The organism is Nocardioides lentus (assembly GCF_039529515.1).
Taxonomy (GTDB): domain Bacteria; phylum Actinomycetota; class Actinomycetes; order Propionibacteriales; family Nocardioidaceae; genus Nocardioides; species Nocardioides lentus.
Genome location: NZ_BAAAMY010000001.1, coordinates 305403 through 331387 on the forward strand (window position 1 = coordinate 305403; position 25985 = coordinate 331387).

27 protein-coding genes are annotated in these 25985 nt (G+C 75.6%); 10 read left to right on the plus strand and 17 right to left on the minus strand.

From position 1 onward, the window contains the following. Window positions 1–5: 5 nt before the first annotated feature. The 4 genes from ABD158_RS01435 to ABD158_RS01450 form a co-directional block, all read right to left on the minus strand. On the minus strand, window positions 6–341 hold the full coding sequence (locus ABD158_RS01435) for a YnfA family protein (protein WP_344002664.1): 336 nt from the start codon (window positions 339–341) through the stop codon (window positions 6–8). Between the two features lie 43 nt (window positions 342–384). Then, entirely contained in the window at window positions 385–1641 is a 1257-nt protein-coding gene (locus ABD158_RS01440) for a M15 family metallopeptidase (RefSeq protein WP_344002667.1), read from the minus strand. 128 nt (window positions 1642–1769) lie between these two features. Then, window positions 1770–3224 carry an MFS transporter gene (locus ABD158_RS01445; RefSeq protein WP_344002669.1) on the minus strand — a complete coding sequence of 485 codons (1455 nt, stop codon included), beginning with the start codon at window positions 3222–3224 and terminating at the stop codon, window positions 1770–1772. Window positions 3225–3316: 92 nt separating this feature from the next. After that, window positions 3317–3610: a YrhK family protein gene (locus tag ABD158_RS01450; RefSeq protein WP_344002671.1), complete on the minus strand. Its 294-nt coding sequence runs from the start codon at window positions 3608–3610 to the stop codon at window positions 3317–3319. A gap of 7 nt (window positions 3611–3617) precedes the next feature. Between ABD158_RS01450 and ppgK the strand changes: the two genes are divergently transcribed. Continuing rightward, window positions 3618–4361 carry a polyphosphate--glucose phosphotransferase gene (ppgK, locus tag ABD158_RS01455; RefSeq protein ID WP_344002673.1) on the plus strand — a complete coding sequence of 248 codons (744 nt, stop codon included), beginning with the start codon at window positions 3618–3620 and terminating at the stop codon, window positions 4359–4361. A gap of 18 nt (window positions 4362–4379) precedes the next feature. Here the strand turns inward: ppgK and ABD158_RS01460 are convergent, their stop codons facing one another. Next, window positions 4380–5753 (minus strand): NAD-dependent malic enzyme, encoded by a 1374-nt coding sequence (locus tag ABD158_RS01460; protein ID WP_344002675.1) that lies wholly within the window; start codon window positions 5751–5753, stop codon window positions 4380–4382. 72 nt (window positions 5754–5825) lie between these two features. Here ABD158_RS01460 and ABD158_RS01465 point away from each other — a divergent pair, with 72 nt between their 5' ends. Further along, window positions 5826–6146 (plus strand): GNAT family N-acetyltransferase, encoded by a 321-nt coding sequence (locus ABD158_RS01465; protein WP_344002678.1) that lies wholly within the window; start codon window positions 5826–5828, stop codon window positions 6144–6146. Between the two features lie 75 nt (window positions 6147–6221). Continuing rightward, window positions 6222–7268 (plus strand): NAD(P)-dependent alcohol dehydrogenase, encoded by a 1047-nt coding sequence (locus ABD158_RS01470; protein ID WP_344002681.1) that lies wholly within the window; start codon window positions 6222–6224, stop codon window positions 7266–7268. Between the two features lie 150 nt (window positions 7269–7418). Here ABD158_RS01470 and ABD158_RS01475 read toward each other — a convergent pair whose 3' ends face one another. Then, window positions 7419–7880, minus strand: a complete 462-nt coding sequence (locus tag ABD158_RS01475; RefSeq protein WP_344002684.1) for a hypothetical protein — start codon at window positions 7878–7880, stop codon at window positions 7419–7421. Further along, on the minus strand, window positions 7877–8671 hold the full coding sequence (locus ABD158_RS01480) for a nitroreductase family protein (RefSeq protein ID WP_344002687.1): 795 nt from the start codon (window positions 8669–8671) through the stop codon (window positions 7877–7879). Before ABD158_RS01480 ends, ABD158_RS01475 begins: the two co-directional genes overlap by 4 nt. Window positions 8672–8769: 98 nt before the next feature. On the opposite strand from ABD158_RS01480, the gene ABD158_RS01485 reads away from it, so the two are divergent. Together ABD158_RS01485 and ABD158_RS01490 are read left to right on the plus strand one after the other, a co-directional pair. Then, the gene (locus tag ABD158_RS01485; protein WP_344002689.1) at window positions 8770–9381 is read left to right on the plus strand and encodes a TetR/AcrR family transcriptional regulator; all 612 of its coding nucleotides are present in this window, start codon (window positions 8770–8772) and stop codon (window positions 9379–9381) included. A gap of 24 nt (window positions 9382–9405) precedes the next feature. Next, entirely contained in the window at window positions 9406–11832 is a 2427-nt protein-coding gene (locus ABD158_RS01490; protein WP_344002692.1) for an MMPL family transporter, read from the plus strand. Between the two features lie 153 nt (window positions 11833–11985). Here ABD158_RS01490 and ABD158_RS01495 read toward each other — a convergent pair whose 3' ends face one another. Further along, window positions 11986–12915, minus strand: a complete 930-nt coding sequence (locus ABD158_RS01495) for an NADP-dependent oxidoreductase (protein WP_344002695.1) — start codon at window positions 12913–12915, stop codon at window positions 11986–11988. A 23-nt stretch (window positions 12916–12938) separates the two neighbouring features. Next, complete coding sequence (locus ABD158_RS01500) at window positions 12939–13421, minus strand: SRPBCC family protein (RefSeq protein WP_344002698.1); 483 nt, start codon at window positions 13419–13421, stop codon at window positions 12939–12941. Between the two features lie 66 nt (window positions 13422–13487). Between ABD158_RS01500 and ABD158_RS01505 the strand changes: the two genes are divergently transcribed. Then, window positions 13488–14819, plus strand: coding sequence for an AI-2E family transporter (locus tag ABD158_RS01505; RefSeq protein WP_344002701.1), 1332 nt, complete (start codon window positions 13488–13490; stop codon window positions 14817–14819). Window positions 14820–14860: 41 nt separating this feature from the next. Further along, a complete protein-coding gene (locus ABD158_RS01510) occupies window positions 14861–15799 on the plus strand; it encodes a P1 family peptidase (RefSeq protein ID WP_344002704.1) in 939 nt (312 codons plus the stop codon). Here ABD158_RS01510 and ABD158_RS01515 read toward each other — a convergent pair. Next, window positions 15787–15966 (minus strand): hypothetical protein, encoded by a 180-nt coding sequence (locus ABD158_RS01515; RefSeq protein WP_344002707.1) that lies wholly within the window; start codon window positions 15964–15966, stop codon window positions 15787–15789. The genes ABD158_RS01510 and ABD158_RS01515 overlap by 13 nt on opposite strands. Before the next feature lie 62 nt (window positions 15967–16028). Between ABD158_RS01515 and ABD158_RS01520 the strand changes: the two genes are divergently transcribed. Next, on the plus strand, window positions 16029–16679 hold the full coding sequence (locus ABD158_RS01520) for a hypothetical protein (protein WP_344002710.1): 651 nt from the start codon (window positions 16029–16031) through the stop codon (window positions 16677–16679). Here ABD158_RS01520 and ABD158_RS01525 read toward each other — a convergent pair. From ABD158_RS01525 to ABD158_RS01535, 3 genes are read right to left on the minus strand one after another with little or no spacing between them, the layout of a single operon-like run. Further along, entirely contained in the window at window positions 16655–17665 is a 1011-nt protein-coding gene (locus ABD158_RS01525) for a calcium/sodium antiporter (protein WP_344002712.1), read from the minus strand. The two genes, ABD158_RS01520 and ABD158_RS01525, sit on opposite strands and share 25 nt — an antisense overlap. Before the next feature lie 28 nt (window positions 17666–17693). Next, window positions 17694–18923 (minus strand): MFS transporter, encoded by a 1230-nt coding sequence (locus tag ABD158_RS01530; protein ID WP_344002715.1) that lies wholly within the window; start codon window positions 18921–18923, stop codon window positions 17694–17696. Beyond that, entirely contained in the window at window positions 18916–20280 is a 1365-nt protein-coding gene (locus ABD158_RS01535; RefSeq protein WP_344002718.1) for a flavin monoamine oxidase family protein, read from the minus strand. Before ABD158_RS01535 ends, ABD158_RS01530 begins: the two co-directional genes overlap by 8 nt. A 336-nt stretch (window positions 20281–20616) precedes the next feature. On the opposite strand from ABD158_RS01535, the gene ABD158_RS01540 reads away from it, so the two are divergent. Beyond that, window positions 20617–22803, plus strand: a complete 2187-nt coding sequence (locus ABD158_RS01540; RefSeq protein WP_344002721.1) for a DEAD/DEAH box helicase — start codon at window positions 20617–20619, stop codon at window positions 22801–22803. A gap of 332 nt (window positions 22804–23135) precedes the next feature. Continuing rightward, on the plus strand, window positions 23136–23315 hold the full coding sequence (locus ABD158_RS01545; RefSeq protein WP_344002724.1) for a hypothetical protein: 180 nt from the start codon (window positions 23136–23138) through the stop codon (window positions 23313–23315). Between the two features lie 180 nt (window positions 23316–23495). Here the strand turns inward: ABD158_RS01545 and ABD158_RS01550 are convergent, their stop codons facing one another. The 4 genes from ABD158_RS01550 to ABD158_RS01565 form a co-directional block, all read right to left on the minus strand. Continuing rightward, on the minus strand, window positions 23496–23798 hold the full coding sequence (locus tag ABD158_RS01550; RefSeq protein ID WP_344002727.1) for a hypothetical protein: 303 nt from the start codon (window positions 23796–23798) through the stop codon (window positions 23496–23498). After that, a complete protein-coding gene (aqpZ, locus tag ABD158_RS01555; RefSeq protein WP_344002730.1) occupies window positions 23795–24556 on the minus strand; it encodes an aquaporin Z in 762 nt (253 codons plus the stop codon). Before aqpZ ends, ABD158_RS01550 begins: the two co-directional genes overlap by 4 nt. Before the next feature lie 103 nt (window positions 24557–24659). Beyond that, window positions 24660–24989, minus strand: coding sequence for a hypothetical protein (locus ABD158_RS01560; RefSeq protein WP_344002733.1), 330 nt, complete (start codon window positions 24987–24989; stop codon window positions 24660–24662). A gap of 172 nt (window positions 24990–25161) precedes the next feature. Further along, complete coding sequence (locus ABD158_RS01565) at window positions 25162–25905, minus strand: vWA domain-containing protein (protein ID WP_344002735.1); 744 nt, start codon at window positions 25903–25905, stop codon at window positions 25162–25164. Window positions 25906–25985 lie beyond the last annotated feature (80 nt).

Sequence of the window (25985 nt, forward strand, 5' to 3'; positions counted from 1 at the left end):
CGGGGTCAGGCGTCGCGGGGGGCGTACATGATCACCGCGACGCCGACCAGGCACAGCGCCGCGCCCGTGAGGTCCCAGCGGTCGGGTCGGAAGCCGTCGAACACCGCGCCCCAGGCGAGCGAGCCGGCGACGAAGACCCCGCCGTACGCCGCGAGGACACGGCCGAAGCTCGGGTCGGGCTGCAGCGTGGCCACGAAGCCGTAGAGGCCCAGGGCGACCACCCCGGCGCCGATCCAGACCAGGCCCCGGTGCTCGCGGACGCCCTGCCAGACCAGCCACGCCCCGCCGATCTCGGCGACGGCGGCGAGCACGAAGAGCGGCACCGAGCGCAGGACGTCCATGGCCGCATCCTCCCGCGGGGACGGCCAGAGGCGCGCGAGCGCCTCAGCGCGCCTCGACGAGGCGGTCCATCTCGAAGTGCATGGGGTCGGTGAACGACCAGTCGCCGCCCCAGGCGAAGCCCCACTTCTTCATGATCGCCACGACGTCGCGGTCGATGTCGCCGACCGTGCCGCGCTGGTTGCCCGGCACGTTGAGGTCGACGGCGATGCCGAAGGAGTGCAGCGACAGCGAGCTCGAGCCGGCGATGAAGCGCGGGTAGTAGCACCCGGCGTACTCGTCGGGGTTGATCTCGTCGGCCAGGCCGCGGGTCACGACCTCGGTGAACGCCGCCCGCAGCTGCGGGAGCATCACCTTGTGGCAGGTGACGGCGCCGAGGATCGGGACCTCCTCGGTGCGGATGTTCTCCTCCACCCACGCCGGGTCGGGCGCGATCCGCCCGCCGCCGATGACGCGGTAGGAGAAGGTGCCGACCGCGTCGGCCACGGAGCCGCCGCTGAGGAAGGCGGTCTGGGTGGCGGTGATGTCGAGGTCGGGGCCGAGGATCTGCACCGGCGTGCCCTCGCCGACGAGCTCGCGGATCGGGTCGCGGACCTCCTGCGGCGCGGCGGAGCCGGTGTTGACCAGCAGCGCGTTGTCGCGGCGCATGCCGAGCGGGTCGACCCAGTTCTCGTTGACGACGCCGTCGATCTGGCGCACCTGCGGGGCGTAGGCGCCGATGTGGACCCGGGGGGCGTCGCGGTCGTTGCCGAGGCGGACGAAGCCCTCGTCGTCCTGCACGCTGCGGCCCAGCCGCGGCAGGATCCCCATCTCGCCGCGGGCGACACGGTCCCAGATCTCGCCGAACTGGGCGGCGTTGACGGGGTTGAAGCGCCGGTACGTCGCGGGGTCGACGGCCGCGACGTCGATCACGCGGTCCTCGACCGCGACGGGGGCGAGCGAGAACTGCTCGACGGCCTCGACGCCGTCGAGGGCCTCGACCTGTGCGACGACGTCGGGGTCGAGGGTGTCCTGGCCGTAGACGAGCAGGTCGTCGCCGAAGAGGCGCCCCTCGAGCGGGCCCGGGGTGGGCATCGGGATGGAGGCGTCGATGCCGGTCGCGCCGTCGCCGGCGGCGGCGGGGTCCGTGCTCGGGGCCTCCCGCGGCTCGGCCTCGTCGGCGCCGGCGGCGGTGGTCGAGGAGGCCGCCGAGGGCCCGTCGTCGGCGCGCTGGTCGCCGGTGCCACCGCCGCACGCGGCCAGCAGGAGGGCGAGGGTCACGCCGAGGACGCCGACCGCGCCGAATGTCGTCGTGTGCCGCATGTCGCTCTCCCCCGGTGACCGTGCCCGTGCCGGTCCAGGGTAGGCGGGCCCGGGTGAGAAGGCCGCACCGTCCCGCGCGGTGGGGTGGACGGGGGCCGGCCAGGGCGCGGCCGGGGGTGGCCGGAGCCTCAGCGGGGGTCCCGCACGAGCAGGCCCGCGACCAGCGAGCCCGCCACCATCAGGCCGGCGCAGACCAGCAGCGCCGCCCGGTAGCCCGCCTCGAACACGTCGGGCACCTGGTAGTCGACGCCCGAGAGCCCGACGAGGGCCGGCAGCGCCGCGACGGCCACGAGACCGCCCGCGCGGGCCACCGCGTTGTTGACGCCGCTCGCGACCCCGGCGTACCGGTCGGGCGCGGCGGCGAGCACGGTCGCGGTGAGGGGCGCCACGAGCAGGGCGAGCCCGAGGCCGAAGACGGTGATGCCGGGCAGGACGTCGACGACGTAGCCGCGCAGGCCGTCGGTGTCGGCGTCGGCGCGCAGGAGCAGCAGCGTGCCGGCGGCCAGGACGAGGGGACCGACGGTGAGCGGCACCCGCGGACCGATGCGCTGGGCCAGCTCCCCGCCGCGGGCGGCGAGCAGCAGCATGCAGACGGTGATCGGCATGGTCGCCAGCCCCGCGGGCAGCGCGTCCCACCCGGCCACGGTCTGCAGCTGCAGGACGAGGAAGAACAGCAGCGCCCCGAGCGCGGCGTAGACGAGCAGGGTGAGGCCGTTGACGGCGCCGAAGGTGCGGTCCGCGAACAGGCCCAGCGGCACCAGCGGGTGTCGGCTGCGGCGCTCGACCACGACGAACCCGACGCCCGCGAGGACGCCCACGACCGCGGCGGGCAGCGCGGCGTCCGAGCCCGGCTCGACCAGCGCCCAGGTGATCCCTCCGAGCGCGACGGCGGTGAGCGCCGCCCCGGCGACGTCGAATCCCCTGACCGCGTCGGGGTCCCGGGACTCCGGCACGGCCCGCACCGCCACGAGCACGGTGACCGCCGCGAGCGGGAGGTTGATCAGGAAGATCCACCGCCACGAGGCGAGGTCGACCAGGGTCCCGCCGAGCAGGGGTCCGACGGCGGCGGCGATGCTGCCGAACCCGGTCCACAGCCCGATCGCGCGGGCCCGGTCCTCGCGGGCGAAGGCGCCCTGGATCATCGCGAGGCTCCCCGGGGTCAGCAGCGCCGCCCCGACGCCCTGCAGGACGCGGGCGGCGACCAGGACCTCGGTCGTCGGCGCGAGGCCGCAGACCAGGGACGCGCCCGCGAAGAGCAGGGTGCCGACGACGAACACGCGACGCCGACCGAACCGGTCGCCCAGCGACCCGCCGAGCAGGATCAGGCTGGCCAGGGCCAGCAGGTAGGCGTTGGTGATCCACTGCAGCGCCGCGAGGCCCGCGCCGAGGTCCTCGCCGATGCTGCGCAGCGCGACGTTGACGACGGTCCCGTCGAGCAGGGCCATGCCGGAGCCGAGGGTCGCCGCCACGACCACGGCGCGGCCCGCGGGCGTCCCGAGCCGGACCGGCTCGCCCTCGCAGACGGGGTCCGCGACCCGCGCGGGGGCGCAGTCACCCGGGGCGCGGGTCGGCTCGGTGCTCACCTCGGTGCCTCCTGCGGCGGCTGCGTCGGTCCCCTCGTCGGACCCGGCGTCGGTCCCATCATGGGGCCGGTCGCGGCCGGCCACGGACTCGCTCAGAAGTCCGCCGCGGACTCGTGGCCGCCGACGCGGCGCAGGTGCACCCGGCGCGAGAGCCGGATCACGGGTCGCACGGCGAGCTCGGCGCTGCCGATCACGAACAGCCAGGTCCCGGCGTACGTGGTCTCGGCGGAGAAGAACAGCACGCTGCCCGCGAGGAACCAGATCGCGATCAGGAGGTCGTTGAGGATGCTCAGCGACTCGTAGCGGCGGCGGAGGACGAGCTCCTCACGACCGAGGTGCAGGGTCAGCGTGCCGTCGGGGTGCTTCTCGGCGCTGTGTGGTGGCATGTGCCGTATGGAACACCCCTTCGGCATCGACTTCGGCGGCACCGGGATCAAGGGTGCCCCGGTCGACCTGTCGGTCGGTGACTTCGCCGACGAGCGCGTGCGCTTCGCGACGCCGCAGCCCGCGACCCCGGACGCGGTCGCCGACGTGCTCGCCGAGCTCGTCGCGGCCTTCCCCCGCTCGCGCTCCGCCGTCGGCGTCACCGTCCCCGGGGTGGTCCGCCGGGGCGTGGTCGGCTCGGCCGCCAACATCGACGACGCCTGGATCGGCACCGACGCCGACGCCCTGCTCACCGAGCGGCTCGACCGGCCCGTGCACGTCGTCAACGACGCGGACGCCGCGGGCGTCGCCGAGGCGGCGTACGGCGCGGCGCGGGGCGTGACCGGCCTCGTCATCGTCACCACCCTCGGCACCGGCATCGGCTCGGCGATGGTCCACGACGGGGTGCTCGTGCCGAACTCCGAGCTCGGCCACCTCGAGGTCGACGGCCACGACGCCGAGACCCGGGCCTCCAACGTCGCCCGGAAGCGCGAGGACCTCTCGTGGGAGGAGTGGGCCGAGCGCCTCACCCGCTACTACCGGACCCTCGAGATGCTCTTCTCGCCCGAGGTCCTCGTCGTCGGCGGCGGCGTGTCCAAGGACGCCGACGAGTGGCTCCACCTCGTCGACGTCGCCACGCCGCTGGTCCCCGCGACCCTCCGCAACCGCGCCGGGGTCGTCGGCGCCGCCCTGCTGGCCCACCGCCTCACCTGAGGCGGGCGGGCCCGGCGCTCAGCCCCCCGCGATGGCGCGGGCGACGGCCTTCGGGACGGCGGTGTCGAAGACCGACGGGATGATGAAGCTGGCGTTGAGCTCCTCGTCGGTGACGACGTGGGCGATGGCGTCGGCGGCGCGCAGCATCATGTCGATGGTGACGTCGGTGGCCCGGGCGTCGAGCAGCCCGCGGAAGACGCCCGGGAACGCGAGGACGTTGTTGATCTGGTTGGGGTAGTCCGAGCGGCCCGAGGCGACGACGGCGGCGCGCTTGCCGGCCTCGCCGGGGTCGACCTCGGGGTCGGGGTTGGCGAGGGCGAAGACCACGGCCTGGTCGTTCATGTCCTCGATCCAGGCGGGGTCGAGCAGATTGGGGCCCGACACCCCGACGAAGACGTCCGCCCCGGTCAGCCCGGTCCGCAGGTCGCCCCGCACGCGGCGGGGGTTGGTCCGGGAGGCCAGCTCGGCCTTCGCCGGCGACAGCGAGTCGTCGTCCGCCGACAGGCAACCCTCGCGGTCCCACACGACGATGTCGCCCGCGCCCGCGGCCAGCAGCAGGGTCACGATGGCGGTGCCGGCCGCGCCGGCGCCGGCCACGACGATCCGGGCGTCGGCCAGCTCCTTGTGCACGCAGCGCAGCGCGTTGGTGAGCGCGGCCAGGACGACGATCGCGGTGCCGTGCTGGTCGTCGTGGAAGACGGGGATGTCGAGGCTCTCGCGCAGCCGGGCCTCGATCTCGAAGCACCGGGGCGCCGCGATGTCCTCGAGGTTGATGCCGCCGAAGCCGGGCGCGATCATCTGCACGGCCTTGACGATCTCGTCGGTGTCCTGGGAGGCCAGGCAGATCGGCCACGCGTCGATGTTGGCGAACCGCTTGAACAGCGCCGCCTTGCCCTCCATCACCGGCAGCGCCGCGCCGGGACCGATGTTGCCCAGGCCGAGCACCGCCGAGCCGTCGGTGACGACCGCGACCGAGTTGCCCTTGACCGTCAGCCGGCGCACGTCCTCGGGGTTGTTGGCCAGCGCCATCGACACCCGACCCACCCCCGGGGTGTAGGCCATCGACAGGTCGTCGCGGGTCCGCAGCGGCACCTTCGAGGTGACCTCGATCTTGCCGCCGATGTGGAGCAGGAAGGTGCGGTCGGAGACCTTGTGCACCCGCACGCCGTCCAGCGCCCTGACGACCTCGACGAGCTCGCCGGAGTGGTCGGCGTTGCCGGCCGAGCAGGTGACGTCGACGACGAGCAGGTCGTGACGCGACTCGGCGACGTCGATCGCGGTGACGATGCCCCCGGCCTCGGCGATGCTCGTGGCGACCTGTCCGACCACCCCGTGGTCGGGGTCGGCGTGCAGACGCATCGTGATCGAGTACGACGAGGTGGTGGCGGCCATGGGTCGAAGCCTCGCCCCACGCCCGTGTTACCGGCAAGTCACCACGGCCCGCGACGCAGTAGCGTCGGACACATGCCGGTGGTGGTGCGCGACGTCGCGGAGCGGAGCCGTTACGAGGTGCTGGTCGACGGTGAGCCCGGCGGGCTCCTCGCCTACCGGCTCCGGGGCGGCGGCGGGCGGGTGCAGGTCGACCTCGTCCACACCGAGGTCGACGAGGCGTACGCCGGCCGCGGCCTCGCGAGGGCGCTCGCCGTGCACGCCCTCGACGCGGCGCGCGAGGCGGGCCACGAGGTGCTGCCGTCGTGCCCGTTCGTCGCCGAGCTGATCCGCCGCGACCCGTCGTACGCCGACCTGGTGCCCGCCGGGGTCCGCGCCGAGCTCGGTCTCGGCTGAGTCGCCGACGGGGGCGGCGCGAGGATCCGTAAGTAGTTGCGGAATAACCCACCTCAGGGCGTGGTTGAGCCTTGCATGACCACCTCGGTAACCGCACTGTCCGTCCCGCAGGCCTCGGCCTCCTTCGAGACGACCACGATCGAGCGCCGCGACCTGCGCCCCAACGACGTCCGCATCGACATCCAGTTCGCCGGCATCTGCCACTCCGACATCCACCAGGTGCGCGGCGAGTGGGGCGGCGAGACCTTCCCGATGGTCCCCGGCCACGAGATCATCGGCACCGTCGCCGAGGTCGGCTCCGAGGTCACGGACCACCAGGTCGGTGACACCGTCGGCGTCGGCTGCTTCGTCGACTCCTGCCTCGAGTGCGCCGCCTGCAAGGACGGCGAGGAGCAGTACTGCACCCGCGGCGTCGTGCAGACCTACAACGACCAGGGCTACGACGGCGAGAAGACCTTCGGCGGCTACAGCCAGCAGGTCGTCACCCGCGACCACTTCGTCGTCCGCATCCCGGAGGGCATGGACCTCGCAGCCACCACGCCGCTGCTGTGCGCCGGGATCACGACGTACCACCCGCTCAAGGAGCACAACGTGGGCCCGGGCTCGCGCGTCGGCGTCATCGGCATGGGTGGCCTCGGCCACGTCGCCGTGAAGATCGCCGCCGCCATGGGCGCCGAGGTCAGCGTGCTCTCCCGCACCGACGCCAAGGCCGAGGACGGCAAGGCGTTCGGCGCGACGAACTACTACGCCACCGACGACGAGAAGGTCTTCGACGACCTCGCCGGGCAGTTCGACCTGCTCGTCAACACCGTCGGCTCGGGCATCCCGCTGGACTCCTTCATGGGCCTGCTCGACCGCGGCGGCGTGATGGCCAACCTCGGCGCGCCCAGCGACAACCTGGAGATCAGCGCGTTCTCGCTGCTCCCGAACCGCCGCTCCATCTCGGGCTCCATGGTCGGCGGCCTGCCCGAGACCCAGGAGATGCTCGACTTCTGCGCCGAGCACGGCATCACGGCGACCGTCGAGGTCATCGGCGCGGACCAGGTCGACGACTACTACGAGAAGGTCGTCTCGGGCGACGTGCGCTACCGCGCCGTCATCGACACCTCGACGCTGGGCTGACACCCGCGTCGTACGACCGGGTCCGCTCGGCCCGCTGGGGGGCTGCGCCGGGTGGACCGACGGTGGCACGCGGGGGGAGCGAGCCACCTCCGGGAGGCCGGACCCCACGGGGTCCGGCCTCTCGTCGCGTCCGCGGCCGGTCGGCGCGGCTCAGCCGGCCGGCCGGTCGGGCTCGCCGTCGTCGTCGCCCGGCTCGGCCCGCCGGCGACGGGCACGGCGCAGCATCGCCGCCACCCACGCGGCGACCAGCACGTTGCCGAGCAGGGTCATCCACAGCCCGGTGCGGCTCCGCACCTCCCCGGGGGCGTCGAAGGCGCCCGGGTCGCCGGGGACCGCGCGCACCGCGAGCTCGCCGCTCTCGCGGGCCTGCTGCCACGTCTCCCGCTCGACGACCACGGGCCACGCTCGCCGCGCCGGGTCGACCTCGGCGTCGAAGCGCAGCAGCAGGGCGTAGCGGTCGCCCTCCTGCCCGGCGTCGGTGACCTCGGCGGTCGTGGCCACGCCCTCGGTGGCGATCCGCCGGTCGGTGGCCAGCGAGGCCACGACGGGCACGTTGACCAGCGCGAGCAGGGCGACGACCAGCAGCCAGCGCGCCGGACCGATCGCGCTCACGAGCCGTCCCCGCCGGCCCGCTCCGCCCATTCCTTCCTGTCCGTCCGCTCGGTCCAGGGCCGGTCCCACGCCCCGTCGCGCGCCGCGACGCCGAGCCCGCGGCGGTCGCGCTGCCGCGCCTCCCGCTCCGCCAGCGACGCGGCCGAGGGACCCCCGTCCTCGGGCACGTCCTCGGCACCCGGCCCCTCGGGCGGCAGGTGCCGCCCGACGGCGATCCCGGCCAGGGGCCGGAAGTGGTCGGGCACCCCGAGGACGGCGGCCACCGTGTCGAGGTCCATCCCGGAGAACTGGTGGGCGTGGAGGCCCGACGCCGTCGCCTGCAGCGTCAGGTGCGCGGCCGCCTGGCCGGTGTCGTAGCAGGCGTAGTCGACCGGCGGCGTGCGCGCGTCCTTCGACCCGGGGTCCGCCGCCGGGTCCGGTCCCGAGCGCACGCACATCACCACGACCGCGGACGCGCGTCGCACCCACGCGTTGCCGCGGGTCAGCGCCGCGGCAAGCCCGTCGTGACCCGGTCCGCCCCGTCGCACGACGAGCGCCACCCAGGGCTGGCTGTTGCCGCGGCTGGGGGCCCAGCGGGCCGCCTGGAGCAGCGCGTCCAGCTCGACGACACCGAGGTCGTGGGCGGGGTCGAACGAGCTCGGGCTCCAGCGGGAGCGCATCGGCTCGGCGGTCCCGCTCCGCAGCTGCTCGCTCGGCGGCGGGGTCGGGGACGCGGTCGGCGGCGGGGTCGGCGGCGGGGTCGGGGGCGGGGTCGGGGGCGGGGTCGGCGGCGGGGTCGGGGGCGGGGCCATGCGGCCAGTATCCGGACGCCCGGGCAGCACGCCGCTGCGGCCGAGGTCACACGACGTACGGGTGCACTCCTCCCCACCCGAGTGCAACAATGCACTCCGTGACCGAGAGTGCAACCGCCGTCGACGCCCGGGAGCGTCGCCGGGCCCGGGTGTCGCACCAGATCACCGTGCAGGCGCAGCGGCTCACCGACGCGCACGGCGTCGACGGCTTCACCATGGACGACCTCGCCCGTGCCGCCGGCGTCTCCCGGCGGACGCTCTTCAACTACTTCGACTCGAAGGTCGACGCGATCCTCGGGCGCAAGCCCGACCTGCCCGAGGACGCGCTCGCGACGTTCCGGGCCGGCGGCCCGACCGGCGACCTCGTCACCGACATGGCCGGGCTCGCCGAGATGCTGATCTCCTCGCAGACCCTCACCCGCGAGGAGGCGCTGCTGAGCCGCCGCGTGCTGGAGGTGGAGCGTCTGCTCGAGGCCAGCCACGCCCGGATGGCGGAGTGGACCGACGAGTTCGTCGCCCTCGTCGCCGAGCGGGAGGGCACCGGCGAGGACGACCCGCGCGCCCGGATCGCCGTCGCCGTGTTCATCGCCCTGCTCGACATCTCCCTCGACCGCTTCGTCGCCGGCCCCGCCGACGCCGACTTCGCCACGACGTACGCCGAGATCCTCACCACCACCCGCGCCCTCATGGCCCCCGCCGCGGGCGCCTGAGCCCCGTCCCCAGGAGAGAACCCCATGGCTTCCCTGCTCCAGCGCCTCGGCACCACGGCGTACCGCCGCTGGCCGGCCTTCATCGCCGCCTGGCTGGTCGTGCTGATCGGCGTCGGCGTGTTCGCCGGCACCTTCTCCAAGCCGCTCGTCGACTCCTTCACGATCCCCGGCATCCCGGCCGAGGACGCCGCCGCGCTGCAGAGCGAGCTCGACCTGGGCAGCGCCGACGCCATCGACGCCGCGACCGCCAACGTCGTGGTGCGCGCCCCCGAGGGCGCCACCCTCGCCGACCCGGACGTCGCACCCGAGGTCGACGCCCTGGTCGCCGGGCTCCAGGGGCTGCCCCAACTCTCCGACACCGACGCCGACCCCCGGGCCTCGGCCATCCAGAACCCGGTGGTCGCCGCGCAGGCGCTCGAGCAGCAGCTGCGCGAGGGCTACGCGGGCCAGCAGGTCCCCGAGGAGCAGATCTCCGCCGACGTCGCCTCGGTGTCCCCGCTGTCGACCGACGGCACCACCGGGATCATCTCCTTCGAGTTCGACGTCGACGCCCCCACCGAGGTCGAGCCCGCCACCCGCGAGGCCCTCGACGACCTCATGGCCGACGCCCGCGACGCCGGGCTCACCGTCGAGGCCAACGGGCAGGGCCTGCAGGCGCTCACCGAGTTCGGCGTCACCTCCGAGGTCGTCGGCATCGGTGTCGCCCTGCTCGTGCTCGTGCTGACCTTCGGCTCGCTCGTCGCCGCCGGCCTGCCGATCCTCAGCGCCCTCGTCGGTGTCGGCGTCGGCCTGCTCGGCGTGCTGTCGGCGAGCGCGTTCTTCGAGCTCGGCACGACCACGCCGATCCTGGCCTCGATGATCGGCCTCGCGGTCGGCATCGACTACGCCCTGTTCATCCTCGCCCGCTACCGCAGCGAGCTGGCCACCGGCCTCGACCGCGAGCGGGCCATCGGCCGCGCGGTCGGGACGGCGGGCTCCGCGGTCGTCTTCGCCGGCCTCACCGTCGTCATCGCCCTGGCGGCGCTCACCGTGGTCAACATCCCGTTCCTCACCAGCATGGGCCTGGCCGCCGCCGGCACCGTCGCGGTCGCCGTGCTGGTCGCGCTGACCCTGCTGCCCGCCGTGCTGGGCCTGCTCAAGGGCAGGGCGTTCGGCGCCCAGGTCCGGCGCCAGCAGTCCCCCACCGGCGCCGACGGCAGGCTCCTCAACAACGGCGTCCGCTGGGCGAAGGTCGTGGGCCGGGCGCCGATCGCCTTCGTCCTCGTGGTCGTCGTCGGCCTCGGTGCGCTCGCGCTGCCCGCGCAGAGCATGCGCCTGGGCTTCCCGACCGACTCCACCGCGGCCGCGGACACCTCCGCCCGCCAGGCCTCCGACCTCGTCGCCGACGCCTTCGGCCCGGGTCGCGAGAGCCCCCTGGTGATCGTGGTCGACGGGCGTGACGTGGTCGAGGCGGCCGCCGCGGAGGCCGGCGCGGACGCCGACCCCCAGCAGGTCGCCGGCGCCGCGCAGGCGTCGTACGGCACCGTCGTGCAGTGGGCCGCCGGCCAGGACGGCGTCGTCAACGCCCAGGTGGCCGGCATCAACGAGGACGGCACCGGTGCGCTCGTGCTCGTGACGCCCGCGACGGGCCCCGACCAGGCCGCGACCGACGAGCTCCTGGCCGACCTGCGCGACGGCCAGGCCGACATCGAGGCCGAGACCGGCACGGTGCTCGGCGTCACCGGCCTGACCGCGATCCAGGTCGACACCTCCGAGCAGCTGGCCGAGGCGCTGCCGATCTACCTCGCGGTGGTCGTCGGGCTGGCGTTCCTGCTGCTGATGGTCGTCTTCCGCTCGATCCTCGTGCCGCTGACCGCCACCCTCGGCTTCCTGCTCTCGGTGCTCGCGACCGTCGGCCTGACGGTGGCCGTCTTCCAGGAGGGCCTGTTCGGGTGGATCGACCCGGCACCGCTCATCAGCTTCCTGCCGGTGCTCGTGATCGGCATCGTGTTCGGGCTCGCGATGGACTACCAGGTGTTCCTGGTGACCCGCATCCGCGAGGCGCACGTGCACGGCGCCGACAGCCGCGAGGCGGTGCTCGAGGGCTTCCGCTCCAACGCCCGGGTGGTCGCCGCCGCGGCGGTGATCATGATCTCGGTCTTCGCGGCGTTCGTGCTGCAGGAGGACGCGATCATCAAGTCCATGGGCTTCGCCCTCGCGGTGGCCGTGGCCCTGGACGCCTTCGTGATCCGGATGACGCTGATCCCGGCGCTCATGTACCTGATGGGCGAGAGGGCCTGGTGGCTGCCCCGCTGGATCGACCGGGTGCTGCCGGACGTCGACGTCGAGGGCGAGTCGCTCCAGCGCGACGCCACGCCCGACGACCCCGGCACCCCGGGCAGCCACCGGGCCGACGGCGACCCGGACGGCCCCGGCGACGGCCCCAGCCACCGCCGCCCCCAGCACGTCTGACGGCCGAGTCGGCGCGAACTCCCGCCGTACGACGGCCGAGTCGGCACGAGCTCCCGCCGTACGACGGCCGAGTCGGCACGAGCTCCCGCCGTACGACGGCCGAGTCGGCACGAGCTCCCCGGGTCCGGGGGGAGCTCGTGCCGGGTCGGCGGGCTACGGGACGATGACGAGCTTGCCGCGCACGTGGCCCGAGCGGGACTCGGCGAAGGCCTCGCCCACCTGGTCCAGGCCGTAGGTGCCGGCGACCTCGACGCTCAGCAGCCCGGCCGCGGCGAGCTCGCCGAGCCGGGCGGTCTCGCGGCCGTCGGGACGCACCCAGACGTGGACGCCGCCGTGCTCGGTGACGCTCGGGTCCGCGATCGAGGCGTGCCGACCGCCGGGGGCGAGCACCGACAGGGTCGTCTCGAGCTGGCCGCCGACGAGGTCGGCGACCGCGTGGACGCCCTCCGGCGCGAGCTCGCGCACGGCGGCGACCAGGCCGTCGCCGTACTCCACCGGCTCCGCGCCGAGCGCGGTCAGGTGGTCGTGGTTGCGCGCCGAGGCGGTGCCGATGACGCGGGCGCCGCGGGCGGCGGCGATCTGGACGGCCAGCGCACCCACGCCACCGGCGGCGGCGTGCACGAGCACGGTGTCGCCGGCGCGGACCCCGAGGACGTCGAGGGTGCGCAGCGCGGTGCCGCCGGCCAGCGGGAGGCCGCCGGCCTGCTCCCAGCTCAGCGCGGAGGGCTTGCGGGCCACCGACCAGGCGGGGACCGCCACCCGCTCGGCGAAGGTGCCCGCGTGGACGACGTCCTTGCGGGCGTAGGCCATCACCTCGTCGCCGATGCTGAACTCCGGGGTGTCCATCCCGACGCCGACCACGACGCCCGCGACGTCCCACCCGGGGACCACGGGGAACACGGACTCCATGACCGCGCCGAGCCCGCCGGTGACGAGCTTCCAGTCGACGGGGTTGACCCCGGCCGCGCGGACCTCGACGAGCACGCTGCCCGGGCCGAGATGGGGCTCGGGGAGCTCGCGGACCTCGATGGCCCCGGGGGCCTCCGGGGTGTCGGTGAACGAGTCGTAGACAGCGGCGCGCACGGGTTCCTCCTGGGGTGGTGGGCTCAGCCCTTCTCGAGGCCGAGGTGGTCGTAGAGGTTGTCGGCGAACCGGTCTCCCATCCGGGCCACGACCTGCTTCATCACCGTCCGTACGGCGGGTCCCGACGCGCGGGGCAGCGGGAGGTCGACGGTGATCTGCAGGTCGATGGTCAGGTGGGTGGAGCCGGGGTCGTCGGCCACCTCGACGAGGTCGTAACGCCCCTCCGCGCCCGCGCGTTCCCGTGACCCGGAGGGCGGCTCGTGGGTGAACACGATCCGCTCGGGCTCGGCGAAGGTCATCCGCTCGGTGAACTGCGGCGCGATCGAGGTGCTCAGCACCGGGATCCGGCTCAGCCGCCACGTCCAGTACTCGCCCTCAGCGGTGATGTCCTCGAGCAGCGGGGTCAGGCGGGCGACCAGGGCCGGGTCGGTGAGGACCTTCCAGATCGTCGCTCGGTCCGTGGGCACGACGGCCTCGGAGTGGTTGCGTGCGGTGAACCGGGCCATGCCGTCATCCTGCCAGCGCCCCGCGGCGGGCCCGCGGGCCGGCGGAGCAGCGCCTAGTCTCGGCGCATGACCGCAGACCCCGGGCCGAACGAGTCCTCCGAGGCCCCGCGGCCGCCGTACCGCCTCTCCGGGCCCTGGCCGGACCGGGCGTCGGTCATCGACACCGGGGCGGCCGCGCTGAACCGGTGGGGGCTGCGGCTGATCGTGCTCGCGGCCGTCCTCTACATCCTCGGCTGGGGCATCGGCCGCACGTGGGTGATCTGGTTCCCCGTGCTGCTGGCGATCCTGCTGTCGACGGTGCTGTCGCCGGCAGTGACCTGGATGCGCGGCCGGGGCGTGCCGAGCACCGTGGCCGCGGTGATCATGATGCTGACCGGGTTCGCCGCGCTGGGCGTGCTGTTCTCCTTCATGATCCCGCAGATCATCGACGAGGCCCCGGGCATCGCCGACCAGGCCTCGGGCGGCGTGACGGAGATCCAGCAGTGGCTGGTCGAGGGTCCGCTGCAGCTGTCGGAGGAGCAGATCGACGGGTACGTCAACGCGCTCATCACCCAGATCCAGAGCTCGGCCGACGTCATCAGCACCGGCGTCTTCGCGGGCATCAGCAGCGCCACCAACGCGATCGTCAACCTCGTCATCATCCTGGTGCTGACCTTCCTGTTCATCAAGGACGGCCACCGCTTCCTGCCGTGGGTCGACCGGGTCGCCGGTCGCCGCGCCGGCCTGCACCTGACCGAGCTGCTCGGGCGGGTCTGGAACACCATCGGCGGCTTCATCCGCACGCAGGCGCTGGTGTCGTTCATCGACGCGGTGCTGATCGGCATCGGGCTGTTCGCCGTCGGGGTGCCGCTGGCGCTCCCGCTCGCCCTGCTGACCTTCTTCGGCGGCTTCATCCCGATCGTCGGTGCGGTCGTGGCCGGCGTGCTCGCCGTCCTGGTCACGCTGGTCACCGGCGGCTTCACCGACGCCCTCATCGTGGCCGCGATCGTGCTGGCGGTGCAGCAGCTGGAGGGCAACGTGCTCTCGCCGTGGCTGCAGGGCAAGATCATGCAGCTGCACGCCGCCGTGATCCTGCTGTCCGTGACGGCCGGCAGCACCCTGTTCGGCATCACCGGGGCGTTCCTCGCGGTGCCGGTCGTGGCCGCGGTCGCCGAGCTGTTCCGCTACCTCGACGAGATGGTCACCGCCGGCACCGCGGCCGGCGCCGAACCGGGTCGGGCCCCCGACGCCGGCGACGAGGAGGCCCGCGCGGAGCGCGAGGAGCGGCGCCTCGGCATCTCCGACGAGGCCGTCGACCCGGACGCCCCCGACCCCGCGGAGGACCCCGTCACCGGCTCGACGCCGGGTGACGCCCGCAAGGCCCCGCACCACGACGCCGAGGGCGGGCGCCCCGGGTGAGCGGGCAGGGGGCGAGCGGTCCGGGGGCGAGCAGTCTGGGGGTGGCCGGCGTCGGCGTCGGTCACTGGACCGACACGGTCGCCGCGACCGGCTGCACCGTCGTGGTGCTCCCCGAGGGCACCGTCGCCTCGTGCGAGGTCCGCGGCGGTGCGCCGGCCTCCCGCGAGACCGACGTGCTCGACCCCTCGCGCACCGTGGCGCGGGTCGACGCCGTGCTGCTCACGGGCGGCTCCGCCTTCGGGCTGGCCGCCGCCGACGGCGTGATGCGCTGGTGCGAGGAGCGGGGCCGCGGGGTGCCCACCCCCGCCGGTCCGGTGCCGATCGTGCCGGCGCTGGGCATCTTCGACCTGGCGGTCGGCTCGGCGTCCGTGCGTCCAGGCCCCGCCGAGGGGTACGCCGCGTGCGCCGACGCCACGACGGACGGACGCCTCACCGGCCGCCTCACCGGACGCCTCGGCGCCGGCACCGGGGCCATGCGCTCCCAGCACCGCGGTCCCGCCGGCCGGCGGCCCGGCGGCCTCGGGCACCACGTCGTCCGGCGGGAGGTGGGCGGGGTCGCGGTCTCGGTGGCCGCGCTGGTCGTGGTCAACGCGTTCGGCGATGTCGACCCGGGCGACCCCGACCTGCCCGGGCGGGTCCTGGACGACCTCGCGGCCGCGGCGCCGCCCCCCGGCGGGCCGGGGTCGGAGGGCGGGCGCGAGCACACGACGATCGGGGTCGTCGTCACCGACGCCGTGCTCGACAAGACCGGCTGCCGCGTGCTCGCGCAGGGTGCCCACGACGGCCTGTCGCGGGCGCTGACCCCGCCGCACACCCGCCTCGACGGCGACGGGTTCGTCGCCTGCGCCACCGGCGGTGCCGCCGGCAGCGCGGCCGTGCCGGTCGACGTGCTGCGGCTGATGGCGCTGGACGCCGTCACGCGGGCGGTGCGGTCGGTGGCGCGGGAGCCGGGCGACGCGGCCCCGGCTCACTCGTCCTGAGGGGGGACCTGCTCCGCGGCCTGCTGCTCCGCGAGCCGCTCGTGCAGGCGCTCGCGGACCTGCTCGGGCGTCATCTGCCGGCGACGGCGCTGGTCGCGCACGACGACCGCCCCCGTCGCCGTCACGCCCGCCAGCCCGGCCAGTCCGACCCACTTCCACCGCGTCACGCCCCGAGCCTAGGGCGCGCCGGCGCGCGGGCCCCACGCCGTCGGCTGCTTGACTGCTCCGCGTGAGCGCGCGTCGGACGGCCCTGGACCTCGCGGAGGCCGTCGACCTCAGCCGCACGGGCGACCTGTGGCTGTTCCGGGGCAGCGCCGCCGCCGACCAGGCGATCCGCGTGCTGACCAACGCGCCGGTCAACCACGTCGGGATGGCCGTCGTCATCGACGACATGCCGCCGATGATGTGGCACGCCGAGCTCGGCCGGGGCCTCGTCGACCTCTGGACCGGCGGGCACCACCGCGGCGTGCAGCTGCACGACCTCGGCGACGCCGTGCGGCGCTGGCACGACGTCTACTCCCAGCGCGCGTGGCTGCGCCAGCTCACGCCGGAGGTCACCGCCGAGCAGGAGGCCGCGGTGCTGTCGACGATCGCGCGGCTCGACGGCACCCCCTTCCCCCAGACCGCGTCGCTGCTGGGCCGCTGGGCCCGGGGTCGCGTACGACGGGCCGCGGGCGTCGAGGAGACCTACTGCGCCGAGGTGGTCGCCGCGACCTACCAGGCGATGGGCCTGCTGGGCGACGAGCGGCCGACCAACTACTACGACCCGGGCCGGTTCTGGTCGGGCGACGAGCTCGAGCTGCGCGGCGCGGAGCTGGGGGCCGAGCTCGACGTGCGGGTGCCGTCGGCGACCCGTCAGAGCACCTCGCGCAGCAGGTAGGCCAGGTAGCCGAGGTAGACGGCCACGAAGGCGCCGCCCTCGGCCCGGCTGAGACGGCGCCCGCTGACGAGCAGGGGCACCGCCACGAGGCTGACGACGACGAGCAGCACGAGGTCGACGGCCAGGATCTCGGCCGGCACGGTGATCCGACCCGGGGCGATCAGGACCGTCGGGCCGAGCACCAGGGCGACGTTGACGATGCTCGAGCCGACCAGGTTGCCGATCGCGAGATCGCGCTCACCCGTGATCGTGCCGACGACGGTCGTCACCAGCTCGGGCGCGGAGGTGCCGATCGCGACGACCGTCAGCCCGATCAGCACGTCACTGGCCCCCAGCGCCTCGGCGACGTCCACGGCCCCGCCGACCAGCAGCTCGGAGCCGACCACCACGACGAGCAGCCCGACGAGCAGGAGCAGCACCTGCCGCCCGGACGAGGAGCCGTCGGCGGGCGCCGCGGGCGCCTCGGTCTCGCCGGGGGCCGACCCGGCGAGGGCCGCGACCCGTGGTCCGACGAGCCCCGGGGCCACGATGGGCACGACGACCACCGCCAGGTAGAGCGCGCCGTACGCGGTCAGCCAGACGCCGTCGAGGGTCGACAGCTCCCGGTCGAGGCAGAGCACCAGCAGCAGGACGGCGGCGCCGATCATGGCGGGGAGGTCGATGCGCAGGGTCCGGCCGTCGACGTCGACGGGCACCAGCAGCGCCGCCAGGCCGAGCACCAGGAGCAGGTTGACCAGGTTGGTGCCGACGATGTTGCCGACGGCGAGGCCGGCCGTGCCCGAGAGAGCGGCGTTCACCCCGACCCCGAGCTCCGGCAGGCTGGTGCCGACCGACACGATCGTCACGCCGACGAGGAACGGCGAGATGCCCCAGCGGCCCGCGAGGGCGGAGCCGGTGCGGACGACGAGCTCGGCGCCGACGACCAGCAGGACGAGGCCGACGACCAGGGCACCGACGGACACGGCGGGGGACATCTCGGGCAGCACGGGCGGGAGTCGACCACACCCGCGCGGCTCAGGCCCTCGCCACCCCGCGGCGCTGGCGCGCCGCGACGAGGCCGGCCGCCAGCAGCGCGCCGAGCACGAGCGCCCCGACGCCGGCGGCGACCCCGGGCCAGGCCTCCGCCTCCCAGGCCAGGCCGACGAGGGCACCGAACAGGCTCGAGCCGCCGTAGTACGCCATGACGTACAAGGCGCTGGCGCGGTCCGGTCGTCGCCCGCCGACGACCTGGGTCCAGCCGCTGGCCGTGGCGTGGGCGGCGAAGAAGCCGCCGGTCAGGACGAGGACGCCGACGACCACCAGCGCCAGCACGTCCGGCAGCGTGAGCGCCACCCCCGCCCCCATCACCACGATGCTCGCGAGCAGCACGCGGGCGCGGCCGAAGCGGTCGGCGAGCCGCCCCGCCCACGCCGAGGTCACGGTGCCAACGAGGTAGGCGAGGAACACCAGGCCGGCCAGCGCCGCCGGCAGCGCGAACGGCTCGGCCTGCAGCCGGTAGGACAGGTAGTTGTAGACGGCGACGAAGCCGCCCATCACGAGGAACGGCACCAGCACCAGCCCCAGCACCGACGGGTCGCTCAGCAGCCGCAGCGTGCCCGCCGCCGGCGGGGCGTCGGCCGCGGCGGGCACCGTGGGCAGCGGGGGCGGGAGCAGCCACCAGAACAGCGCGGTCGTGACCGCCGCCAGCACCGCGACCGCGAGGGTCGCGGCACGCCAGCCGGACAGGTCGACGACCCCGGAGCCCACGAGCCGACCGGTGACGCCGCCGATGGAGTTGCCCGCGACGTACATCCCCATCGCCGCCCCGAGCCCGGCCGGGTGGACCTGGGTGCCGACGTGGCTCATCGCCACCGCCACGACCGCCGCCAGCGCGAGGCCGGTCGCGCCGCGCACCGCGACCAGCACCCCGAACGACGGGGCGAGCGCGCCGACGGCCGTCAGCAGCGTCGCCACGACCAGGGCGCCCTGCATGGCGCGGACCGGGCCGAGGCGGACCGCGAGGGCCGTCGCCGGCACGACGGCCAGCGCGACCGCGCCGGTCGCCGCCGACACGCTCAGGCTCGCCGTCTCCGCGCCGACCCCGAAGTCGGTGGACAGCGCGGGGAGCAGGGGCTGGGAGGAGTAGAGGATCCCGAACGCCGCGAGCCCCGCGCACACCATGGCCGCGTTGAGCCGCCGGAATCCCGGGGTGCCCGGGCGGTGCCGCTCGACCGCGCCCCCGGCCCCGCCGGGGCCGTCAGCCACCGGCGAGCCGGGCGAGCACGGCTCGGGCGGCGCGCTCGCCGCCGACGAGTGCGCCCTGGATCGAGGCGGTGTCGCGGTGGTCCCCGGCCAGGTGGACGCCCGGCCGCCCGGGCACCGCGGTCGGACGCCGCGTCGACAGCGGGGCGGGCTGGGCCGGCAGCGCGACCTCGACGACGTGGCGCGCGAGCAACCGCCACCGGGCCTCCGCGCCGTCGGGGGCGCCGAGCAGCCGCGCCGCGTGCCGTCGTACGTCGGGCTCGGAGGGCTCCGGGCGGTCCGGCGCGCCCGTAGGGCCGAGCAGCGCGGAGGCCTGCACGAGGTGCCGCCCGGCCGGGGCGTACGACGGGGCCGCGTGGCTGACGACCGCCGTGTTGACGACGGGACCGGCGGCCCGAGCACCGCCGTCGACGTGGAGCAGCGCGCTGTCGGTCGGGGCCTCGTCGAGCGACCACCAGCAGGTCACGACCCCGCGGGTCGGCGCGACCGGGGCGCCGGTCAGCGCGGCGGCGGCCGGCGGGTCGGCGGCGACGACCACCGCGCGCGCCCGCCAGGAGTCGCCGCCGGCGCGGACGACGACGCCGCCGTCGGGGGCGTCCTCGACGGCCTCGACCCGGCGCCCCAGCAGCACCCGGTCGCCGAGGGGCGCGGCGAGCTGGGCGGGCAGGGCGCGCATCCCGTCGGCGGGCAGGGAGGGCCGCCCGGTCAGGAAGGAGCGCAGCAGGAGGAGGACGTAGTGCGAGGAGGTGGAGCCGGAGTCGTCGAGGACCACCCCGGCGAGGAACCGCTCGAGCACCCGGCGCAGCTCTCCCGCGGCGCCGACGGCGTCCAGCGCCTCGCGCAGCGGGCGGTCGGTGCGCGGGTCGAGCCGGCTCGCGAGGCTGCGTCCCCGGCGGCGCGGCGGCCGGGCCGCCACGGCGTCGGGCAGGGGGTCGGCGAGGGTCTGGCGCAGCAGCGGCGCCGCCCACCGCGCGAGCGCCACCGCGTCCCGCGGGGCCCGCCCGGCCCCGAGGGCGCCCCAGAGCGTCGCGGGCAGCGCGCCGGGCTCGCGCCGGGGGTCCGCCAGCACGAGCCGGGTCCCGCCCGGGGCGAGGTCGGGGGCGACGACCCCGGCGGGGAACGGCTGGAGGCCCAGCGCGTCGGCGTCGACCCAGCGGCCGACGGCGGGGTACGCCGGGTTGAGCAGCTGGAAGCCGCGGTCGGCCAGGTGGCCGTCGACCACGTCGGTGGCCACCCGGCCGCCGACGGTGTCCGCGGCCTCGCAGACCACGACGTCCCGCCCGGCCTCGCGCAACGCGCGGGCGCAGCGCAGACCGGCGAGCCCCGCGCCGACGACGACGACCTCGGTCTCGGTGTCCACGGGCCCATGCTCCCCCACGGCCCCTCGCCCGCGGCGGGGCGGTCCGCCGCGGGCGCGGGACGGGCGGGCCGGGGCTGCTATCGTCGGATCCGGACGCCGCTGCTGGCGGGGTCCCGGCCTCCGTCCGGTCCTCCGGACGAGCCGCAGGGGGAGCACGGCGACCGGTCACCTCGACCCGCCGCGCCTTCTCCGCCGACATCTCGGGCGACGGGCCCGCACCCGCCCCCCGAGGGGAACAGGCGTCGTCACGACGCCGCGAGCAGACCTGCGTGAGACGCCTCCGCGCCCCGGACCACCGTCCCGGGCCCGGCGACCCGCACGCGGAGGAGGAGCCTGGTGGCTCGAGCACAGGAGAACCGCACCGGCGGCGGCAACCGCACCGGCGGCGGCAACCGCACCGGCGGCGGTGGCGGCACCCGTCAGGCCGGCGGTCGCCAGGCCGGTCGACAGCGCCGCAACGGGCGCCCCCGCGACGAGGAGGGCATCCTGCCCGTGCTCGCCCGGGCCGTGCGCGAGGTCGAGTCGCGCGCGCAGCGTCGTCCGCTGGGCTCCGAGCAGCGCACCACCTTCCAGGTCGTGGCCATGCTCGCCCGCGAGGAGCGCACCCGGGTCAAGAACGACCCCGAGCTCGCCGAGCCGCGTCGCGCCGAGCAGCTCAAGCGGCTCGACGGGATCGCGACCATCCTGGCCAAGACGGCCACCACCGACTCCACCCTCTTCACCCTGCTCGGCGACGACGCCGAGATCACCGCCGACGCCCGCGCCCTGCGCCGCGAGATGCTCGAGCAGGCCGGCGTCGAGGCGGGCGAGGACGCCCCCGCCGCGCTGGCCGCGGACCCCGCCGACGCCCCGGTCGACCGCCAGGTCGTGCCGCGCTCCGTCGTGCGGCGGCGGCTGGCGAACCCGTTCCAGGTCCCCGAGTACCTCGACGACACCACGCCGCCCACCCCGCCGCGCCGCCTCGGCAGCTGGGAGCTGCTCGGGCCGCTGTTCGAGTCCTTCGAGCGCGCCGCCGACGGCACCGCCTCGTCCATGGAGCTCCCCGACCCGGCCGGGCGCCGCACCCCCTCGGGCCTGCAGCTCATGGAGCACCAGGCCCAGCTCGTCTGCGCCGCGGAGAAGGGCCACCGCACCTTCCTGCTCGCCGACGAGCCCGGCCTCGGCAAGACCGCGCAGGCGCTGCTCGCCGCGCAGGCGGCCAAGGCGTTCCCGCTGCTCGTCGTCGTGCCCAACGTCGTGAAGTCGAGCTGGGTGCGCGAGGCCCGCCACTGGACGCCGGGCCACCCGGTCACCGCGATCCACGGCGACGGCCACGACCTCGACGCGTTCGCCGACATCGTCGTCGTCAACTACGACGTGCTCGACCGCCACGTCGGCTGGCTCGGCGACTTCGGCTTCCGCGGGATGGTCGTCGACGAGGCGCACTTCATCAAGAACAAGGGATCCCAGCGCTCCCGCAACGTGCTGCGCATCGCCCAGCGCATCCGCGAGGGCCGGGCCCGCCCGCTGCTGATGGCGCTGACCGGCACGCCGCTGATCAACGACATCGAGGACTTCCGCGCGATCTGGCAGTACCTCGGCTGGATCGACGACAAGAAGCCCACGCCGTACCTGCTGGGCCGGCTGGAGGACACCGGGCTCACCCCGATCGACCCGCAGTTCTCCGGCGCCGCCCGTCGCTGCGTGATCGACATGGGCATCGTGCGTCGCCGCAAGGTCGACGTCGCCTCCGACATCCCCGCGCGCCGCGTCGCCGACCTGCCGGTCGAGCTCGACGGCGAGGAGGGCCGCTCCATCGCGGCCGCCGAGCGCGAGCTCGCGGCCCGCATGGTCGCCCGGTACGACGCGGCGATGGCCGCGCGCGGCACGCCGTCGGCCGACCTGGACCGCGACCTCGTCCACGCCATCGCCGTCAGCGAGCGCAAGGACTCCGAGTCGAAGAAGACCGGCGAGAACGTCTTCGGGATGATGCGCCGGATCGGTCGCGCCAAGGCCGGCCTGGCCGCGGACTACACCGCACAGCTCGCGCGCAGCGTCGGCAAGGTCGTGTTCTTCGCCAAGCACATCGACGTCATGGACGCGGCCGAGGAGGCGTTCTCCTCGCGCGGCCTGCGGCACGTGTCGATCCGCGGCGACCAGTCGCCGACCCAGCGGCAGGCGGCGATCGACGGCTTCGTCGAGGACCCGTCGGTGCAGGTCGCGGTGTGCTCGCTGACCGCCGCCGGCGTCGGCCTGAACCTCCAGGTCGCCTCCGACGTGGTGCTGGCCGAGCTGTCGTGGACCGACGCCGAGCAGACCCAGGCGATCGACCGCGTGCACCGCATCGGCCAGGACCGGCCCGTCACGGCGTGGCGGATCATCGCCGCCCAGACCGTCGACGCCCGGATCGCCGAGCTCATCGACTCCAAGGCCGGACTCGCCGCGCGCGCGCTCGACGGCTCCGACGCCGAGGCCGGGTCGTCGGCCGACGTGCAGGTGCAGGCCCTCGAGTCGATGCTCGTCGACGCGCTCGCCGCCCGCTGACCGCCGAGCCGTCGCGAGCTCCCGCCCGCTGACCGCCGAGTCGTCGCGAGCTCCCGCCTGCGGGGGTGATCTGCTGCCGGCTCGACCGTCGTACGACGGGGGCACGGTGACGGTCGCGTGACCCCGGGTCGACGCCGGGCCGACGCCGGGCCGACGCCGGGCCGACGCCGGGGTGACCGGTCGGCGGGTCCGGAGAACGGTGGCCGACGCCTCGCGGAACACTGCTCGACGAGGCCCTCCGAGGGGGTCCGCCGGGGCGGGGGACCGCCCTACGGTGCCGTCGTCGGCCCGACCCCGGGCCGCCCGCGACGACCTCGGAAGGCTGACCTGACATGAAGCTCACCCGCACCAGCGCCGCCACCGCCCTCAGCGCCCTGCTCCTCGTCGGCACCCTCGCCGGCTGCTCGGAGGACTCGGGCACCGACGCCCCCGACGACACGTCGTCGGAGAGCCCCTCCGACGACAGCTCCGACGACAGCGCCGAGGAGCCCTCGGACGACGCCTTGGAGTAGCCCCGGGGAGCTTTCGGGCACGGACACGACGGAGCGGGTGGCGCCGGTGGCGCCACCCGCTCCTGTGTGTGTCGTGCGGTCCGGCCCTGCTCGGGTCGGGACGGACCCCGCCGGCGCGGCCCCGTGGAGCCACCAGCCCGGTCACCCGTTCACCCGACCGCACCAGCGATGGAGCCGATCTTACGCTGTTGCGACCAATGCGCAAGAAGGTGTCGCGGGGCGCGCGGCCTCCACGCACGCCGCCGCGGGGGCGGGCAGCGTGGGCAGCAGGTCGTCGAGCACGGCGTCGACGAGGGCCGCCACGAGCGCCGGGCGGTAGCACTCGCGGTCGGCCTCGGCGCGCAGGACCCGCAGGTCGTGGCGCAGCGCGGCGGCCTCACGGGCGCTCATCCGCGCGGAGCTCGCCGCGATGTGGGCGACGTGGACGAAGGCCGCCGTCCGCTCCCGCTGGTCGTCGGCCGCGGTGCGCCCCGGGGCCGTCACCGCCGGGGGTCCGACTCGACGGCGCCGTCGACGTCCTCGCCGGCCCGACGCACGCCGGTCACGACCGCGAAGGTCACGCCGGCCAGGAGCGCGCCGACCGTGGGCGCGGCGAGGAAGACCCAGACCTGGCCGAGGGCCGCGGGGTCGAACCAGGCGACGGCCAGCGAGCGGGCCGGGTTGACGGAGGTGTTGGACACCGGGATCGACACGAGGTGGATCGCGGTGAGGGCGAGGCCGATGGCCAGCGGGGCGAAGCCGACCGGCGCGCGGTGGTGGGTCGCGCCGAGGATCACGTAGAGGAAGCCCGCGGTCAGGACGACCTCGGCCACGAGGACGGCGGCGAGGCCGTAGCCGGTCGGCGAGAGGTCGCCGTACCCGTTGGTGGCGAAGCCGCCGGCGAGGCTGAAGCCCGGTCGGCCCGACGCGATCACGTAGAGGACGCCCGCGGCGGCGCTGCCGCCGGCGACCTGCGCCACGACGTACGCCGGGAGGTCCTTCCAGGCGAAGCGCCCGGCGGCGGCGAGGCCGGCCGTGACGGCGGGGTTGAAGTGGCCGCCCGACACGTGGCCGACGGCGTAGGCCATCGTCACGACGGACAGGCCGAAGGCGAGGGCCACGCCGGCGAAGCCGACCTGGTCGCCGGCGAGCACAGCGGTGCCGCACCCGAGCAGCACCAGCCAGAAGGTGCCGACGGCCTCGGCCGCGCTGCGGTGCACGAGGGTGGGGGTGACGGGACGGGAAGCCGTGTCGCGGCTCATCTGGTGGTCCTCCGAACGGGCGGGCCCCGGCCGTTCCGGGGCGATCCGGAGGTTGGTCGCCCGGGACCCCCGGATCGGCACGCCGTCGGCCCGGTGACGCTGGTCACCCCCCGGGCGGCGCCGGCAGGGCGTCCAGGAGGCTGCGGGTGACGGCCGGGTCGAGGTCGGGCAGCAGCAGGTCGACGACGTCGCCGACCAGGGCGCTCACGACGAGCCTCCGGGGCGCTCCGTCCTCGCACTCGTGGCGCAGGGCGTCGAGGTCGCGGACCACGTCGTCGCGACGGTCCGGCGCCAGGGCGGCGAGGCCCAGCGCGATCTGCGCGAGGTGGGCGAAGACCAGCACCTGAGAACACAGGTCACCCGGGGGCGCCCCGAGCTCCGGGACGGTGACGGCCCGCTCGAGGCCCTCCCCGTGGGCGCCCTCCCCCCGCACGCCCCTCCCGTGGACGCCGCCGCGGGCGGTCTCGTCGGGCTCTGGGATGTCGCAGTGCGGGGTCCGGATGCCGTGTCCTCCCGTGACGGGCCCCCGCCTGGACAGCGGGAGGCTGTCGTCATTGGTCGTCGCGAGCGGGCCGATCGTCACGCCGGGGGCGGGGTGAGGTACCTCACGGTCGCAGCAGCAGGTCGAGGGCGCCGGGGAGGTCGCCGAGCGAGAGCACCTCCGCGAGCCGGGCGCCGCTGGCGCGGGCGAACGCCCGGGCCTCGTCCGCGTCGGAGGCCGGCGCGAGGACGAGCAGCTCGTCGAGGGCCCGCGCCACGGGCACGGGGTCGACGTCGTCGGTCACGCGGCAGTCGGACAGCAGGACGGTGACCCGGCGGCGCGCGCGGGCGCCCGCCAGCTGGGTCGCGGCCGCACGCAGGGCCGCGTCGAGCGAGGTCATGCCGTGACCGCGCAGGCCGAGCACCCGCTCGACCACCGCGTGCGGCGACGCCCCGGCGCCGAGCCCGACCACGGTCTCGGCCCGGCGGTCGAAGGCGACGACCGCCAGCTCGCCCCCCGCCTGACCCGCGCGCAGCGCGCAGGCCGCCGCGGCCATCGCGGCGACGGCGAGCCGGGTGCCCTCCATGGAGCCCGACCGGTCGAGCAGCAGGCACAGCGCCGTGCCGGGTCGCTGCCAGGAGGTCGCGGTCAGCTCCTCCAGCCGTGGGTGCCGCCCCTGGCCGGCCGCCTCGGCGAGGGCGTCGAGCGAGGCGTCGACGTCGAAGTCGCCGCCCCGGTCGGCCGGAGCCCGACGGAGCCGGCCGGAGCCGGCGCGTGCCGTCGGGCCGCTGCGGGCCCGCTCCAGCACCAGCCGCGGCACGACGGCCTGCACCTGCGCGCGCAGCGACTCGTCAGTCGCGCTGCTCATCAGCGCCAGCAGCGGCACGACGCTGTCGGGGTCCTCGGCGACCGCCCGGGTGAGCGCGTCGTGGTCGAGCTCGCCGACCT

Excerpts from the sequence above, each read along its gene's own strand:
- ABD158_RS01435 (WP_344002664.1), bottom strand. The coding sequence starts at position 341 with ATGGACGTCCTGCGCTCGGTGCCGCTCTTCGTGCTCGCCGCCGTCGCC.
- ABD158_RS01440 (WP_344002667.1), bottom strand. The coding sequence starts at position 1,641 with ATGCGGCACACGACGACATTCGGCGCGGTCGGCGTCCTCGGCGTGACC.
- ABD158_RS01450 (WP_344002671.1), bottom strand. The coding sequence starts at position 3,610 with ATGCCACCACACAGCGCCGAGAAGCACCCCGACGGCACGCTGACCCTG.
- ppgK (WP_344002673.1), top strand. The coding sequence starts at position 3,618 with ATGGAACACCCCTTCGGCATCGACTTCGGCGGCACCGGGATCAAGGGT.
- ABD158_RS01460 (WP_344002675.1), bottom strand. The coding sequence starts at position 5,753 with ATGGCCGCCACCACCTCGTCGTACTCGATCACGATGCGTCTGCACGCC.
- ABD158_RS01465 (WP_344002678.1), top strand. The coding sequence starts at position 5,826 with ATGCCGGTGGTGGTGCGCGACGTCGCGGAGCGGAGCCGTTACGAGGTG.
- ABD158_RS01470 (WP_344002681.1), top strand. The coding sequence starts at position 6,222 with ATGACCACCTCGGTAACCGCACTGTCCGTCCCGCAGGCCTCGGCCTCC.
- ABD158_RS01480 (WP_344002687.1), bottom strand. The coding sequence starts at position 8,671 with ATGGCCCCGCCCCCGACCCCGCCGCCGACCCCGCCCCCGACCCCGCCC.
- ABD158_RS01490 (WP_344002692.1), top strand. The coding sequence starts at position 9,406 with ATGGCTTCCCTGCTCCAGCGCCTCGGCACCACGGCGTACCGCCGCTGG.
- ABD158_RS01500 (WP_344002698.1), bottom strand. The coding sequence starts at position 13,421 with ATGGCCCGGTTCACCGCACGCAACCACTCCGAGGCCGTCGTGCCCACG.
- ABD158_RS01505 (WP_344002701.1), top strand. The coding sequence starts at position 13,488 with ATGACCGCAGACCCCGGGCCGAACGAGTCCTCCGAGGCCCCGCGGCCG.
- ABD158_RS01545 (WP_344002724.1), top strand. The coding sequence starts at position 23,136 with ATGAAGCTCACCCGCACCAGCGCCGCCACCGCCCTCAGCGCCCTGCTC.
- aqpZ (WP_344002730.1), bottom strand. The coding sequence starts at position 24,556 with ATGAGCCGCGACACGGCTTCCCGTCCCGTCACCCCCACCCTCGTGCAC.
- ABD158_RS01565 (WP_344002735.1), bottom strand. The coding sequence starts at position 25,905 with ATGAGCAGCGCGACTGACGAGTCGCTGCGCGCGCAGGTGCAGGCCGTC.